The organism is Shewanella sp. P1-14-1, assembly GCF_001401775.1.
GTDB classification, from domain to species: Bacteria; Pseudomonadota; Gammaproteobacteria; order Enterobacterales; family Shewanellaceae; genus Shewanella; species Shewanella japonica.
On sequence record NZ_LKTL01000021.1, the window covers coordinates 59230 to 76115 of the forward strand.

The following is a 16886-nucleotide window of genomic DNA, read 5'->3' on the forward strand; positions in this document are numbered from 1 at the left end:
TGTAATTGCACATAAAAAAGCCTAACTTGCTCGACAAGTTAGGCTTTATTTCATCATCTCATGTGCAAGGTGACCCTTGCTGAATCATTAGATTGCGACGGTTTTTCCTTGATAAGGGATCCGAAATGCGATGGTGTATGTCACAGGTAAAACAATCAATGTCAAAATCGACGCAAAGCCCAAACCAAAGATAATAGTAATCGCCATTGAGCCAAAAAAGGCATCACTTAACAGCGGCACCATACCTAACATGGTGGTAATTGCCGCCATAAGCACTGGCCTAACACGGCTCACTGATGAATCAACAACCGCTTGATAAGGGACTTTGCCTTGAGCTAATTCAACGTTGATTTGGTCCACCAGCACGATGCCATTTTTAATGATCATCCCAGTTAAACTGAGTAACCCAAGTAACGCCATAAAGCTAAACGGTGCATCAAATAACAATAGACCCGATACCACACCAATTAACGCCAGTGGTACAGTAAACCAGATAACCAATGGCTGCCTGACTGAGTTAAATAGTAATACCGTAATCAAAAACATGAATAAGTAACCCATAGGTAATGAGCTAAATACTGACACTTGCGCTTCAGTTGATAATTCATACTCTCCGCCCCATTCAAGCTCATAGCCTGCTGGCAGTTCGATGGCTTCTATTGCTGGGCGTAATTTACGGAATACGGAATCAGCCGTTTCATCAGTACCATTAATCGGGTCGGCAAGCACTGACAACACACGCTTACGGTCACGACGCATAATGATTGGGTTTTCCCACTCAGTATCAAAACTTGAAACCACTTGTGTTGCAGGAACAAAGGTATTGCTTTCGCTACTCCATACTTGCAGTTTCCAAATACTTTCTGCATCTAAACGTTCTGACGCGGGTGCACGAGCAACAATAGGTAGCAGGTGACTATTTTCACGATACACACCCACTGACTTACCACTGAAGTTGGTCAGTAATGCATTATCTAAGTCTGTTTTGCTGATACCGGTTTCTCTAGCTTGAGCAAACGCCAGTTGCGGGCGGATCATTTGAACTTGATTGCGCCAGTTATGTCTTACGCCAACGGCTGTTGGTTCAGCATTAAAAATCGCTTCAGCTTTAACCGCGATTTCACGCAGTACTTTTGGATCTTCGCCATAAAAACGCGCTTCAATTTTTGCGGCTGGGCTTGGACCATTTTCCATGTATTTAAAGCGATATTCAGCCTCTGGAAAACGCACACTCAGCTCTTTTTCCAGAATACGCATATAGCTGTTTACGGTAGTTAAATCGGTCATTTCAATCAATAACTGACCATAAGCACTGTAGCCTTTTTCTGGTACATAGGGCAGCACGTAACGTTGCGCGCCTTGACCTAGCACTGTGGTCAAGTTAACCATGCCGACATCTTTTTCAGCTTGCTCAGTTAATAGATTCTCTTCAATTTTATGTAAGAAAGACTCAGTCGCTTTGATATCAGTCCCTTCAGGCATCCACACATCAACATAAAATATTGGCGTGTTTGACGCAGGGAAGAACACGTTTTTCACGTGACCAAAACCAGCAAGTGAGGTGATTAATGCTGCAATAATTAACAGAACGGTAAGCACTCTAAAGCGTATCGCTAGGTTTAATGTGGTGCGATAAACCTGAAATAACCACCCTTTGTATGGGTCATCCTCAACATCTCCAGTTGGCGCGTCACCATCTTTGAACATCATATTGCAAAAGAAAGGTGTTAGCGTCATCGCAGTAATCCAGCTAATAAATAGCGAGATTAACAACACTTGGAATAGCGATACACAGAACTCGCCAGTAGCAGTGTCAGATAAACCAATAGGCGCAAAAGCAATAATGGCAATAATGGTGGCGCCCAGTAGCGGCCATTGGGTTTGTGTGACGACTTCTTTGGCAGTTTCTAAACGGGTTTTACCACGTTTAATGCCAATTAATATCCCCTCAGTAACTACAATGGCGTTATCCACCAGCATACCAAGCGCGATGATCAAGGCACCGAGCGAGATTAACTGCAGCTCGATATTAAGCACTTTCATCACGATAAAGGTGCCAAGAATGGTCAGTAGCAACACCAAACCAATCAGGATGCCAGAGCGTACCCCCATAAACACCAACAGCACACCAATCACAATAGCGATAGATTGAGCAAGGCTGACTAAAAAGCCTTTTACTGTTTGATCGACCATCTTACTTTGGTCGTAAACCGTTTCTAGCTGCATGCCAATAGGCAGTTCGCCGTTAAGCTCTACCATTCTTGCATTGACACTTTCGCCAACCGTTACCACGTTCACACCACTTGAGAACGAAATACCAATCGATAATGCGTTTTTACCATTAGCATGATAGATATTGCTTGGGGTTTCTTCTGTGTCTTTGTAGATTTTGGCGATATCTCCTAGGTAAACTAATTTAGTGCTACCAGGTGCACTCACCAATAAGCGCTCCATTTCCGATACGCTATCAAATTCCCCTGTTGGATGAATACGAATACGGTTATCACCAACGCGGATAGTCCCAGCATTAGATACCACGTTCTGACTATTGATTAAGCTGTAGATATAATCTTGATCTAGGCCTAACGCATTGAGCTTTTGCTGAGACATCTCAACAATGACTTGCTCGTTAATTTTACCTGCAATCGTGACCTTTTTGATGCCATCAACGAGCACGAGTTCGCGACGTAAAAAGTCCGCATAATTTTGCAGTTCACGGTTGCTATAACCGTCACCACTGATATTGAGTAAGATTCCGTAAACATCACCAAAGTCATCAATCACAGATGGAGTATTAACCCCGGGTGGTAACTGAGGGATCGTGTCATTAACCTTACGGCGCACTTCATCCCACATTTGTGGTAGTGCGTCTTTGTCGTACTGCTCTACAATTTCAATTTCGATTTGCGATAAACCCGCACTGTTAATTGAAACTATGTGCTTTATGCCATCAAGTTGTTGTAGTGCATCTTCAAGCGGTAAAGTGACTTCCTCTTCCACCTGTTCAGGCGATGCGCCAGGGTAACTGGTCACCACTAGTGCATTTTTAAGAGTAAACTCAGGAAATTCCAACTGACCTAAGCTAAAAAATGAAATACTACCGCCAACGAGTAACAATAGCGCGAACATCCAGCTGATCACCTTACGGGTGATTGATAACTCTGCAAAATTCATCGCTTATACACCTCGTTGCCAGCGCAACGGCTTCACTGCTTGATCTTCAGATAAGTACTGCACACCTGCAACCACAACTTGATCGCCAATATTAATACCATCAATAATTTCAATACCATGAGTCGTTACATTACCGATAGTCACTATATGCTGATTCACCGTACCCGTTTCGTCACTGTATAACCAAACAACATCTTGACCATCTGCATCACGCTTAAACACTGCATTGGCAGGAACAATTGCAGTGATAGAGCTTGGCTCTGTCCCAGTCACATCCATACTCACCTCAGCGCTCATACCAGGTAAAACAGTGATAGATTGCGGCCGTGGCAAGGTAAATACCACTTCATAGGTTTGAGTACCTTGAGTAATTTGCGTTGCATGTTCTTTCAATTTTACTGGGTATGCTTTTTGAGGATTATTAGCAAAGCGCACCTGAGGGACAAAACTAGAATTAGGATTAAATCGCGTTACCGTGCTCGCTAATGATTCAGGTACTTGAATCACCACATCAATGTTGCTGTCTTTTTGCAGCACTAAAATGGCTTGGTTCGCTTGTACCATCTGATAGTTGTCCATATCAATCTTGGCAATTGTGCCTGTATATGGCGCTTTCAAAACGGTATAACTTAATTGATCTTTTGCATTCGCAAGATTCGCTTCAGCTGATTTAAGCTGGGCCTTTGCTAAGTCATACTCAGCGGCAGAAATAAGCTCACGTCTTAATAGCTCACCTTTGCGCTTGAAGTCAGCTGCAGCAAGCTCATGATCGGCTTCGCGGTTTAATAACGTGTTACGTGCATCTCGATCATCAAGGCGTGCAAGCACAGTACCCTTTCGCACTTGCTGCCCTTCAAATAACGACAACTCAACTAAATGACCTGAGACTCGAAAAGCAAGGTTAGCTTGTTTAGTCGCAGCGACTTTTGCTGGAAAAGCGCGAATGGAGCCAGCATTAACATCTGTCACTGTTAGCAATTTCACTGGCCGAGTTGTCGGTGGAGGCGTTTCAATAGACTCAGCAGTACAACCCGATGTCATCAGAATGAACAATAAAAGTGAAAATGGTAGTAGGAGGTGTTTCATTTTCGAATTCCCAATAGCGAAACAAAGTCATGTAACCTTGATGTAAACAAGGCGCAAAGATACCAGTGATTATGGTTGAATAAAATGGAATGATCTGGAACTATAGGTTCCATTAAATGAAACTACATTTACTTGCTATATACAGAATTGTGTGTGCAAACTGATAATAGATAGTCAGGACTTTGTTAACGCTATGGATAAGTCAAATACAATTTAAAGAGTCATCTAGATGAAAACTGAAGATATTTCGCTGTTCCATAGAATCGTTGAAACCGGCAGCCTTGTTGAGGCTGCAGACATTTTGAACTTACCAAAATCAACCTTGAGTCGACGCTTACAGGCATTAGAAGATGAATTATCGGTAAAGCTTTTTCACCGCCAAAGCCGCTCAATGACATTAACAGCATCGGGCAGTCACTTTTACGATAAAACCACTTCAATGATGTCTTCATTAGAAGAAACCTTGTCAGAACTGACTAATGAGAAAACCGATGTCGGTGGTCATTTACGAATTCTTGTCTTCCCTATTCCTGAGTTATTGCAAATAACCCAAGGCATTTTACATTTTATGGATCTGCATCCTTCCATCACAGTTGAAATTATTGTCAGTGCCGAACCTCAAGATATGATCCGCAACAATATTGATTTGGCGTTTATGTTGGAAGATTCATTTAATGAAAATGAAATGGTTGCTAGGCACATCATGAGCGAGACAGTACATTTTTTTGCAAGCCCTGAATACCTTGCCCGAGCTGGAACGCCGCAAACCCCTGAAGAAATCAGCGATCACAATTCAATTTTATTTCGATACCCAAATGGACGAATATTTAATGAAGTCCCATTCGGCCAAGACATGGTTTTATCAGTAAAAGGGAATTTATGTGTCAACAACCTCTCTGTTTGCTTAGAAGCCACTTTAGCTGGAGCTGGTATCGCCATGATGCCATTACCTTTTTGCCAAGATTATGTCAAAACAGGTCAACTAGAAATGCTGTTCAAAGACTCAGCCCCTTATGAAGGAAAGTGCTATTTAGTCTACCCATCGAGACGATATATTAGCCTTGCCAGCCAGCGTTTTATTGATCATATGCTCATCGAACTAGAAAACTGCTCACAAACGGGAACCTGTAACCAAATAGCTAAGATTCGTGGTGCGATTAAACCACTGATTTAGGCCAATTCAACACCTATAATATTGAAATATTAAATAAATAAGGATGTCCTTTCTGACATCCTTATTTCATTTATAGCGGCTTTTTATTGTCGATTTCGAGTAAAGCCAACAATAATTTTTTCTCTTTAGGTGACAACGACGCCACTGCTTTTTTAACATTTTTCTGATATTGGGCAAGCGTCACCTTATCGCCAGCGATTGCTGCATCTAGGGTTTGTTCATACTTAACCAATAAATTATTCATTTTATCGGCATTATCCATGTTCTTTTTGTGCGCGGTATAAGCGAAAAACAACACAATTAACAAGGTAAGCAAGCTAAAGAAATTGAAGTCTAAGGTGAAAGTAACCTTGGATTTTTTGGCAGTTTCAGTCATAGGGTTACTCCGTTATCATTGAAATTTTAAGTTTTATTAATTCAGCCTGTTTACCAAGCTCTGCAATGGCGGCTTGTTCTTGTAGATTAAAGTAATAAATACACCCCACTACAATTAAGGCTACAAGTAAGGTTGATATGTTTTCAGCTAGCCATCCGACAACTAGCTCTACAATCCATGAGAGTGCGTTAGTCATTATTTTTCATCTCGTATACTTTCCTTGCCCTGTCTTTCATTCGATAAAAACAAAGCGTTTCAACACCAACAACTTGCTGGTTACTGGCATCGTTAACAGTGATAATTATTACTTGCCTCATATTGTCGCCTTACATTTTGGCAGCTCTTGGTAATCAAAGGTATTCAGGCTGATTGATTGACTAATGGCCGCAGCATCAAGGCTTTTTAACATAAAGCAGCGGTAGCGCTTACTGTTCTCAAGCTCTAACAAAATAAGGTTATTATGGCCTTTACTCTTTAAGCTATTAAGTAAAGCTAAGGTCTCTTCATTATTATTTAAATAGCGGACCATATTGGTTTCAAGCTTATCAATAACTGACTTCTTCCCAACCGAGCCTTGGCTTAAATTAAACCAATAAATCGGGTCGTCATAATTAGAAATAAAGTTAGTGGCTAGCTCGCTAACCTTAGGTTTATAGAAGTACTTTTGCTCTGCAAGCACACCGATATTCGTATGCTCTAAAAAGTTTGGCATGCTGACTGATTTCACTTTATTGTCCGCTAACCTGACACCCATGTAAGCCCCCACATTGAGGTCTTGCTTCAGTACAGTAATATTCGTGTCAAATGGCAAGACAACCTCTTGAAACCCTAGTAACTTAGGGATAAATTGCAGTTGTTTATGAGCAAAGTCATCGTAAATTCTAAATGGATTTTCCCTTGAAATAATCTCACCAGTAGCTGCATCCTGAGTGTCTGTATTGGCATATAGCAGCTCAGCAACAACATCAATAACAGCTAAACGGCGATAGGTACTGTGGATACCATTCTCAATATCCATCACGTAACCAAAGCCCATAGTAAAGCCTTGGTCAAGCAATGACTCTGTACTGTATGTATCAGCAAAGTTTGCCATCATTTGGTTGTAAGCACTTTTGCTGTTCAGGCTAGCACCAACCGGTAATGCAAAGGCCATGACACCGCCTACAATCGCGACAGATAAATACCCTTTATGGCGTGGATATAGGTAAAGGCCAATTTTTAAAAATAACCCGCCAATCGCAAACAAGCTGGCGACAATACTAAAGGGAGGAATAACCGCTAAGGTGACCGCATCTTTACCCAGTTTATGCATACTGCCGCCAGGCGAAAATGCGGCTGTGGCAGCCGTCGATGTGACCATTTTAATGAACGAAATATTGTCTTGTTGATCCAGCCATTTTTTCTTGTAATTTTGTTCAGAAATGCCTGGTGTAAAGCTCGACAAATAAAATGGCCCTAAGCTATCACTTGCAAACTGCTTAACAACATCAGAACGAGCAAATGCTACCCGGTCAAGCCTTGGCTTTGGTAGCTTAAATTGAGATGACGCAAGATATTCATTCCAAATAGCTTTGGCTCGGCCTTTATATTTAGCTTCAATCGCATTTCGCAGTTGTTGATGATCATCAAATGTCCAATCATTACTGACGTTAACGATCCCACTTTTAAATGTACTAATCGCTATTTGGGTCGCGATTGTTGAGCTAAGGTACTGCTCATACTCCATGTCTTCTGGAATGCCATAATGGCGGTGTAAGTAGTTCACTCGCCCTCTATCAAACATTCCCAGTAAATTATATTTAGACTTAAACACTTTAGAAGCGTTGATCTCATCAGGTGCTAAGTAAATACCGAACGGTTCTCCATCTTCAAATTTGAGGTTGTTGATGTAATCTGCAAAGAGTTGTCTATTTCTATCTCGGCAATCTCTTTTACAATCTGAGTCCCAGTATCTTCTTTTAAATTCACTAAATTCTTTACGAAGCACACTTTCATCATCAGTGGCATAGCTTTCTCTAAACTCACCTGCAGTAAGCAAGGCTTCAGAGTATTCTTTCCAGTGGTCACTGATATTAGTATTAGCTTGCTTTAGTAACGCAACACGCTCAGCTTCAATCAATGCATAATTATTTTCTCTTTTAAATGCAGTGACATACTCTTTACTGGCTTGCTTATATTGCGAAAACTCTTGCTCATAAACGCGATCAAACTGACGAATACGCGGTAACGCTTCTGCTATAAACACATCTTCTTGGCGGCTTAACAAAAACTGATTGGCCATGCTTTCTAAATTACTGCCAATCAGGCTATTAAAGCCCGTTGATAAGTAAGCTAAAGACGGGATCATTGCGACCATCAATTGCTTTCGATTTGGGTCACTGGCAATGTTATCTAACTCTGGAAATCCTTCAATACTGACCACTTCAGCCAAGTAAGCTTCTTTATAAACAATAGCTCTTACGGCACCTAGCTTACCTTCATTACTGGTAATGTTAACCGCGGTATCGACTGCCACGCGAAGCGAAGGAATGATAAGCGCCCAAGCAACCAGTAATACTAGCGGCCTAATTTTCCAATTTAGCTGCTTATTAACATATTTATCGTCTTTATCAGCCAATGAAGGCAAGAGCGTTTTAACTCGTTTACTGTTAACGAAAAACGTTGTGATACATAAAGCCAAACCAAAACCAGACAAGACTCGACCAAAAAGTTCGAGCCGCTCGGCGTTTAGACTAAATTCACCAAAAACCTGTTGAATAGGCTGAGCATATAAGTCAATCAATAGCACATTGAGCGATAACTCTAAACAAACATACACACTGAACAAAGCCAGTATGAACACAATAATGAAGTGCTCAAAAAGTTTACTTTTCATTATTTACGCGCCTTAAAATTGCTCTTCCATTTACGGTTTTAGTGTTACCGTCGCCAATTCTGCTACTGCACTCTGCAAGTAAGTGACTTTCTGGCTTAATGCATCGATCGGCAATTAACTTGTTGTTATCGCCATAAGGCTTTTTATCACCCCATATGTTGAGATAAACCCCTTCGCTAAATAGCGCTTCTTGCTCAGCTAACTGATTAAAGTCAGCATCTTTAGGCAATGTTGCTACCAGTAGTTGTTGGTCGATTTTTAATGGTGGTTTTAGCTCATCGTTTACTGGATCATTAACCAAATTAGTATTGGTTTTCATGCACGCAGTTAATGGATCCGACTCGAAAATAATGGCTAAGGTTTCACTATCACCAAAGCTATCGTTTACTTGTATTTGGGTGACCCCGTGAGATGACGAACGAATAAATCTTTGCTGGCTATTTGCTTTGGTGGTGATGGCCTGAAACCCTGCGGTCTTAACCGACGCAGCCTGACTCGCAGACACAATAAATGAATTGGCATGTTGTTCAAACACCTGACTCACAACTTGCATAAGCTGCTTCAATTGGGCGTTTGTTGTGTTAGCAGATGGCTGAAATATTAACTGGTCTTGTGCTGAGAATGTAGCAGAAAAGTCTTCATAAAAATCGTTAAGTGGCATCAATTCACGCTCGGGATTAACGACTTTCCACTGTTCATCGCTATAAATGACTTTTAAAACAAAGCCACTAAGTAAATCTTGATGCTGACCAATATAACTCGGCAACGGTCTATCGCTAATTTGATAATAAAGCGCAGATTGACACACATTTTGATTTAACGGCAATACTTCACCAGTGCGACTGATGACCAGATTACGACGTTCTAATGCATGTTGTAAGGCTTGATCTTTTGAAAGTAAACTTGCGTGGGCTGCGATAGATGGGCTGATATTGATAGCAGGTTTATAGCTATCTGGTCTTTTATCCACTGCACATCCGGTAAACATAAGCGCTACCAGTAAACCAATACAGACATTTCTCAATAACGACACAAAAATCCCTCTTCTTTATCATTGCGAACCGAAAGTAAAGCAGAAAATTAACAAATGCAACGAAAGTGGAACCTTATTGGTTCAATAAGTGATCTAAAGTCGCTTTTTGTAACGTTTACTGTCATTTCTGCCTATTTTTCAAACAGTAATATTGAAGTGCTCCAACTGACTTTATCCTTTATCACTCAGGTCACCTTTAAGGTATTTCTGCAATTCCGCCACCCAAGCTGTGATATCTCCAGTGGTGTCATTCGCAATAAACTTAAATTTTTAAGATCGACTCTCCAACTAATGGCTTCTGTTTATCTTGCATCATGCAGTTTGGTTTTTAATCGATAATTCAAAACCTTAATTCACAAGTTGCTAATGTTAATGACCATCAAAATATGTACTCATCCCCCCAGCTATGATCGCTTTGTACGAAAATAGCTCAATGCACTATTGCGATCGCATACATCATATGTTTACACTAATTATATCAATTTGCTTGTATATCTGTTTGTAAACATAGGTCGCCAAATCGATGACCCATTTATTTGCACTGTTGTCAGTTAGCCCTGCCTCAATTGATACAGAGAAGAAAGCAGCCTGACGTTGACTGTTTCCTCTTATAAAAAATAAGCCCTTATAGCCCGAAAATGTAAGAGCTGACATTATTTTCCCCTAGTAAATAAATGGACTATTTATGAACAAACTTAGAAAGTTAACGGTACTCACATGCAGTATTGCCAGTCTTTTCTCTCTACATAGCTTTGCCGCAGCGCCTAGCGCACCACCTATTGCTAAACCTGGTGAAACTTGGGTATTACAAGCCAAGCGTTCTGATGAATTTAATAATAAAGACTCTGCAAAATGGAACTTTCAGCCTGAAAACTTTGGTGTTTGGTCTTGGCGCGACAGTAATGCTGTTGTTTCTGGCGGCAAGCTGACTCTAACCACTCGACGTGAAAATCACACCCGTACTTTCTGGGATGGTTGTAATAAAAAACAAGTGCCAAACTACCCTTTGTACTACACCTCAGGCATAGCTAAATCACGTGCAACGGGTAATTACGGTTATTACGAAGCAAGAATTAAAGGCGCAAGTACTTACCCTGGAGTATCACCTGCATTTTGGATGTATAGCACGATTGATCGCACCCTGACTGAAGACGGCGATGTGCAATACAGCGAAATTGATGTGGTTGAGTTAACGCAAAAAAATGAAGTTAGAAAATCAGATCATGACCTACACAACATTGTAGTCATTAATGGTGAGCCCACTTGGCAACGCCCGTTAAAAGTGCCATTTAATCACAATCAAATAATTCTGCCTTATGATCCTCGCAACGACTTTCATACCTATGGTGTAAACGTCACTAAAGACAGCATCACTTGGTATGTCGATGGTAAAGAAATCGCCACTAAGGAAAATAAATATTGGCATCGTCAGATGAACTTAACGCTGTCACAGGGATTACGTGCCCCATTAACTGAATTTAGATGTAACCAGTTCTATCCATCAGATCAACGACCATCTGCCGGTTACCCAACCTCAATGGAAGTTGACTACGTTAGAACATGGTTTAAAACCAACGGTGGCACTGGGCCAACCGATCCTACTGACCCAACCGATCCGACAGATCCTGGTAATGGCAATGACTGCCCTACTACTTGGGTTCCGGTAACAGGGGTGACAGTCACACCTGCTTCTAAGGTGCTTGCTAAAAACCAAACTGTTAGCCTGAATACTACGGTATTGCCGCAATGCGCCACCAATAAAAAAGTCACATATTCATCAAGTAATGCCACTGTTGCCGTGGTTAACTCAAATGGCGTTGTTACCGCGCGTAAACGGGGTAATGCTGTCATTACAGTAAAAACCAAAAATAAGGGTAAGGTAGATACGGTCAATATTACGGTTAATTAACCGACTAATATTGCATTAAACTCACCTATCCAAACCGTTACAAGCTTATTGTTACATAAACTCGATCAGTCTATGTATGCAGTCAATAAGCTTGTTTATTGGCGCCCCCTTCAATGACGATGAAGGTTTTATGGTGATAACTAAAAAAGGTGACAAAGTGACGATAAACATAACCACTCACAACATCATCATCTTGGCTCTAATGGCGACGGCTCTGAGCTTGTTCGGTCGCCTTTTACTACAACAGCAACAGCCAAAAGGCTTCCATGAATTGCGACTAGATGAGCCAAAAACAGGCGTATTACAATCCTATAAACCTGTAGCGACTGCAAATAACCGCTTGTTGGCACAAGCTGAACGAGCAAGTGAACAAGCCAGCACAAACCAACATACAAGCAATTTTATCGCTAGGCTTGAGCAAGCAAACCAAATTACCTCATTTGAACAACGTGCACCAATTATCAAAAATCTACTGCAACAGTGGAGTAATCACGACATTCACGCCGTTTTACACTGGCTGCAACAGCAACCAATTACCAACGAACTCGGTGAATACTACTCTCCGGTGTTGCAGCGTTATATGCAAGAAGATGAGCTAGGCGCAGGCGAAATGATCCTCAGCTTGCCCGCTTTTGATGTGATGCCAAGTATTATTGCTCATTATATTAATCACCTTACCCATAAAGATGTTGAAGCAGCTCTACTTTGGGTTGATAGCATCCATGACGACTTATCAAAACAACAGGCAACTCAATCATTACTCAATGCTTGGTCACAACTGGCTCCCCTTGAGGTAATGCAATACCTCTCCGACAACAGCCAAATAACTGAAACCGTTAGCCAAAATGCCATGATATCGATTGCCAATCAGCTGAGTAAACAGCAGCACCAAGCGAGCATAGACGCCATTCATCAATATCCAGAAGTGCTGCAAACCAAGCTGGTTTATAGCTTACTGACACATTGGCCCATTTCTGATGCAGCCAATGCTATTGAGTGGATTAATACCTTGGACGGTGGATTAAAAAATGAGGCTATCCGCAGTTATATTGACTACTTTGGTGTGAGCCAACAGCCTGAAGTCAGTTTTGAACTTGCCACAAATATGGTCAATCACCCATTAAAGTCAGCTTTACTGCTTAGGGTGTTAACCCACTGGTATCGAATCGATCCGAGTTATGCAAGCCAACGTGTGCGAACGACAATGAAGCTAACTGAACTTGAAAAACAGCAACTTATTGCACAGGTTAATCAGGCTATTGAACGATCAAACCATCAACCAACTCGCTGACAAGGACTGAGTGACAGGCAAAGCACATTAGCAAATGCATTTATGTTATAACCGGCGATAAAAAACCACGCTCAATAACATTGAGTGTGGTTAATGACTAAACTACGAATGGCGTTAATCACTACTTTTGAGTTTTACGGTACTTGTCAAAGTTATAACTATCTACTCCAGTATCATTTCACTTAAGCTAAAGAATGTAAGCTGTTTTCATTATTGTTGATGTCACTTTAAAATTTAAAGAATGGCTAAAGACCTTATTTCTATTTAACAATTACACCAAACTGTATTAACATCATCTTGCTTCAAAAAATGAAGCGCCCACAATAATTCTAAATTTCTCATTGATTTAAATATCGCTTAGCACTCTATTTTATAAGCAAAAGGATTAGCTTAATGTCTTGGTGTTCGACACAATTTATATTTGTACTCTTAATTCAGAAACTGTTTGCTTTTATTTTTGTTATTACGACCATTACTCTTCCAACTTTCTCTATTAATGCCCAAGAACAAGAAATAAAGGCAAATTTAACACGGCATAATTTAGATAAAACTTGGTACAAAAATAGTTTTGCTGAAAAAGGAGTTGTGCTTACAACTCAACCTAAATGGGTTCAAACCATTGATAATGACTCCCCTCCTGAACCAGATTCAACAGAATTATCCGATGGGGTATATCACGTCATTCTCGACAATCAGATCAAGGTTTCAGATAGCGATACGTTAAAATTTAGCCGGTATGTCACCAAAGCTGTTACAGCCAAAGGGCTAGAGTATGTATCTCAAATCTCTATCGACTTTGATCCAACTTATGAAAAAATTGCTTTTCATGGCATAACACTCCATCGAGATGGCGAGCGCATTAATAAAAACCTTGAGAGCCAATTTTCATTAGATAAAAGAGATTCAGCAACCGACTTAATCTATGATGGAACCTTAACCGCATTTTGGTTAATAAACGACGTCCGGGTAGGAGATACTATAGAGTATAGTTATACGCGCGAAGGTGCTAATCCAGTCTATAACAATCACTTTTCCTATAATCGTTCGCTGCAATGGAGCGTGCCTATACACAAGCAATTCCTTCGAGTTATATGGGGAAGGTCTACACCACTCAATGTCAAATTTCATAATAGCGAACGTCAGTTCAAAACCACTAAACTAGGGAAAGAAACTGACTATCAATTGTTACTTCAAGATAACGCCCCACTCAGTATTAGCTCAGATGCTGCAATCTGGTACAGCCCTTACGAATACGTAGAAGTTAGTAGTTTGCCAAGCTGGGCATCAGTTATTAACTGGGCACTACCATTATTTGAGAAACAAGTTGATGACAGTGATTTAATTACTCGCCAAGTGCAGCAAATTAAAAAGCAGTCTAGTGTCCCTAAAGAACAGCTAGTTTTGGCACTCAATTTTGTACAGCAGGATATCCGTTATATGGGATTAGAGATGGGTAGTAATAGCCATTTCCCTGCAAAAGCGAGCGAGACCTTGCTAAAAAGATACGGAGATTGCAAAGATAAAACAGTCTTACTTTTAGCGCTGTTAAGAAAACTCAATATTACAGCTTCAGCAACACTAGTAAATTCTGAAAATGGTAAAATATTAAATAAATATTTACCTTCACCACAAACTTTTAACCATGCGATTGTCAAAGCTGAGTTAGATGAAAAAACTTATTGGCTTGACCCAACGTTACTTTATCAAGACGTCAATCTCGACGAACTTTATCAGCCAGATTATGGATTTGGACTAGTAATAAAAAATGGCAACAAAGCATTAGAATCACTAGCCAATAGCAATAGTGGTAGCAAAATTGACTTTAAAGAGCACTACGACTTAAGTGAGGGGGTGAAAGGTAATTCTACTTTTAATTCTGTTGTTACTTTAACGGGTCAAAAAGCACGTCAGCTCCGTGCTAGGATTGAAAATAATAGTGTTACAGAATTATCTGAAACCTATGCAAGTTACTACAATTCAATCTTCAATGGCATTGAAATTGCTGAACCTTTAAAAGTTGACTTTAACCCTCAACAAGGCAATCTCTCCATTGAGGAGAACTATCGTTTAACCTCTGCCTGGACTCAGGACGGTGATGAAGGATATAAAATCTATTTTTACGAAAGCCAGATCGCTCCTTACCTTAGTATGCCTGAAGGCTTTGGTGTACGTGAAATAGCTTTAGCCCACCCTCTAACAATACAAGGCGTTATTACTGCCAAACTTCGTCCTCAAAATTGGGATTTTGACCCAGAACTCATCAAAGAAGATAACCGTTTTTTTAGTACCATTTTCAAGCTAACTTTTGATAAAGAAAGCAACTTACTCACACTAAACTATTCTTATCAATCAAAAGTTGATCACGTTAAACCCTCAGATATTCAAGAGTATTCCAATGCTTTAGCTAATGTTACTGGCATTGACTCGTATGGGATTGTTGACTTTGACAACCCATCAACTCCTACACCTTCAACTCTACAAGTATTCATTGACGAGCTTGGAGGGTTAACATATTGGATTGTGGCGATAATTTGTTTCGGTATTGGTGTGTTTTTTACTATCGTCAGCCTATTAGATGAAACGAAACATCAAACCACTGCTACTTTTTATCCAATTTCATTCAAAAAATTCATTCTGTTAGGTCTTTTTTCTTTTTCTTTATACCTACCATATTGGAGCTACAAAAACTGGCAATTCATTAAAGCAACACATCGATCTGATATTTGGCCTATTGCAAGAGCGTTTTTCAATCCCTTATGGTTCTATGCTTTATTCATGTGGATGGAAGTAGACAGCGAACAACGAAACAAGCGTAATTGGCTGATACCCACTTGGGCTGCAGGGTTAAGTTTCATTGCTTTAATCTGCTACAACATAGTAAATAACAATATAAGTGTAAGTGTTGTAAGTTACATTATCCCTATTGCGCTATTTTTACCCTTAGTTCTATATGCAAACAAAGTAAACGGACGTGACTCTGAAGCGTACATTGCAAATTCAACACTCTATATTCGAAATTGGGTATTCATGATTTGCGCGATTCCATTGCTCGCCTTGATACTAGCTCAAGAGGTCAACTTAATTGCTAAAAACGACGTTATCAACGGTAAAAACCTCTGGCAACATGATATTAGTTTTATGCAAGATAATGAGATGATTCAAGCAGGATCCAGCCCAATTTATTTTTACAGTGAATCCTTTTTTAGCCTGCAAGAAGCTGGCAATGGCTTCACTCAAGACAACGTATTTTCGTACTGGACAGAAAATGATGAATTACACAAAATTTCTGCAGCATTTACCTCAGTTGAAAACATAACTGTTGAATATAGCGACTCAGAAACTGAAGAAACACAAATAAACATTTTCTTAGAGAATAAAGATGAATTTTTCTTACTTGTCACTGCTTCTTCAGCCCAAGATAAAGTTTTTGTAGACAAGTTATTGCAACAATGGAATGCAAGTAAAACGCCTAAAAAACTGATTCAGTTGCCGAACACACCAAAATAAAAGCTGAGTCCGTTTTATAGAGATACATAAAAAGCCACTGAGAAGTGGCTTTTTTATGCTGTTATACATTTTGAAGCTTACTTTTGAGTTTTACGGTACTCGTCAAAGTTAGTGATGTAATCTTCCATATTACCTTCTAGCAGCTTGCGATATTCTTCAACGTAGTATGCAACCATTTCTGCTTTTTTCTGCTTCATTTGCTCTGCATTATCAAAGCTTGTCGATGCAAACCAAGCGTTATAACGAGCAAGTGAGTACATGAAAGAAGCACTGATCTCTCCCGTTTTCACCTGAGGATCTTGATTATTCTCGTTAGCAACATTAATGAATTGATTAGCACGCTCGAAAAACGCTTTATCTGGATTTGTTTCAAACATTATAAGACCCTTGAAATAAAAGCAGCCAAACGGACATGGCTGAATAGTAATACCTATTAACGTACGTGCTTTTAAGGCGATAAA

The 16886-nt window shown here is 40.1% G+C and carries 12 protein-coding genes; 4 read left to right on the top strand and 8 right to left on the bottom strand.

Translation table 11 applies throughout. The annotated features are described in order from the left end of the window. Positions 1-87 precede the first annotated feature (87 nt). On the bottom strand, positions 88-3174 hold the full coding sequence (locus tag AN944_RS15495; protein ID WP_055025549.1) for an efflux RND transporter permease subunit: 3087 nt from the start codon (positions 3172-3174) through the stop codon (positions 88-90). A gap of 3 nt (positions 3175-3177) precedes the next feature. Beyond that, positions 3178-4260: an efflux RND transporter periplasmic adaptor subunit gene (locus AN944_RS15500; protein WP_055025550.1), complete on the bottom strand. Its 1083-nt coding sequence runs from the start codon at positions 4258-4260 to the stop codon at positions 3178-3180. A gap of 229 nt (positions 4261-4489) precedes the next feature. Here AN944_RS15500 and AN944_RS15505 point away from each other — a divergent pair, with 229 nt between their 5' ends. Further along, the gene (locus AN944_RS15505) at positions 4490-5434 is read left to right on the top strand and encodes a LysR family transcriptional regulator (RefSeq protein WP_055025551.1); all 945 of its coding nucleotides are present in this window, start codon (positions 4490-4492) and stop codon (positions 5432-5434) included. A gap of 70 nt (positions 5435-5504) precedes the next feature. Here AN944_RS15505 and AN944_RS15510 read toward each other — a convergent pair whose 3' ends face one another. From AN944_RS15510 to AN944_RS15525, 5 genes are read right to left on the bottom strand one after another with little or no spacing between them, the layout of a single operon-like run. Further along, complete coding sequence (locus tag AN944_RS15510) at positions 5505-5810, bottom strand: hypothetical protein (RefSeq protein ID WP_055025552.1); 306 nt, start codon at positions 5808-5810, stop codon at positions 5505-5507. A gap of 4 nt (positions 5811-5814) precedes the next feature. After that, a complete protein-coding gene (locus AN944_RS15515; protein WP_055025553.1) occupies positions 5815-6006 on the bottom strand; it encodes a hypothetical protein in 192 nt (63 codons plus the stop codon). Beyond that, positions 5999-6127 carry a hypothetical protein gene (locus tag AN944_RS21985; RefSeq protein ID WP_268788280.1) on the bottom strand — a complete coding sequence of 43 codons (129 nt, stop codon included), beginning with the start codon at positions 6125-6127 and terminating at the stop codon, positions 5999-6001. Before AN944_RS21985 ends, AN944_RS15515 begins: the two co-directional genes overlap by 8 nt. Further along, the gene (locus AN944_RS15520) at positions 6124-8685 is read right to left on the bottom strand and encodes a hypothetical protein (RefSeq protein WP_055025554.1); all 2562 of its coding nucleotides are present in this window, start codon (positions 8683-8685) and stop codon (positions 6124-6126) included. Before AN944_RS15520 ends, AN944_RS21985 begins: the two co-directional genes overlap by 4 nt. Beyond that, on the bottom strand, positions 8675-9718 hold the full coding sequence (locus AN944_RS15525; RefSeq protein WP_055025555.1) for a hypothetical protein: 1044 nt from the start codon (positions 9716-9718) through the stop codon (positions 8675-8677). The genes AN944_RS15520 and AN944_RS15525 overlap by 11 nt, the downstream gene beginning before the upstream one ends. A 685-nt stretch (positions 9719-10403) precedes the next feature. On the opposite strand from AN944_RS15525, the gene AN944_RS15535 reads away from it, so the two are divergent. The 3 genes from AN944_RS15535 to AN944_RS15545 all read left to right on the top strand — a co-directional run bounded on the left by AN944_RS15535 (position 10404) and on the right by AN944_RS15545 (position 16425). Next, entirely contained in the window at positions 10404-11627 is a 1224-nt protein-coding gene (locus AN944_RS15535; protein WP_055025557.1) for a family 16 glycosylhydrolase, read from the top strand. Between the two features lie 76 nt (positions 11628-11703). Further along, positions 11704-12918, top strand: coding sequence for a hypothetical protein (locus tag AN944_RS15540; protein ID WP_055025558.1), 1215 nt, complete (start codon positions 11704-11706; stop codon positions 12916-12918). Between the two features lie 393 nt (positions 12919-13311). Beyond that, positions 13312-16425, top strand: a complete 3114-nt coding sequence (locus tag AN944_RS15545; RefSeq protein ID WP_055025559.1) for a DUF3857 domain-containing protein — start codon at positions 13312-13314, stop codon at positions 16423-16425. A gap of 77 nt (positions 16426-16502) precedes the next feature. Here AN944_RS15545 and AN944_RS15550 read toward each other — a convergent pair whose 3' ends face one another. Continuing rightward, the gene (locus tag AN944_RS15550; protein ID WP_055025560.1) at positions 16503-16802 is read right to left on the bottom strand and encodes a DUF3144 domain-containing protein; all 300 of its coding nucleotides are present in this window, start codon (positions 16800-16802) and stop codon (positions 16503-16505) included. Between the last annotated feature and the right edge of the window lie 84 nt (positions 16803-16886).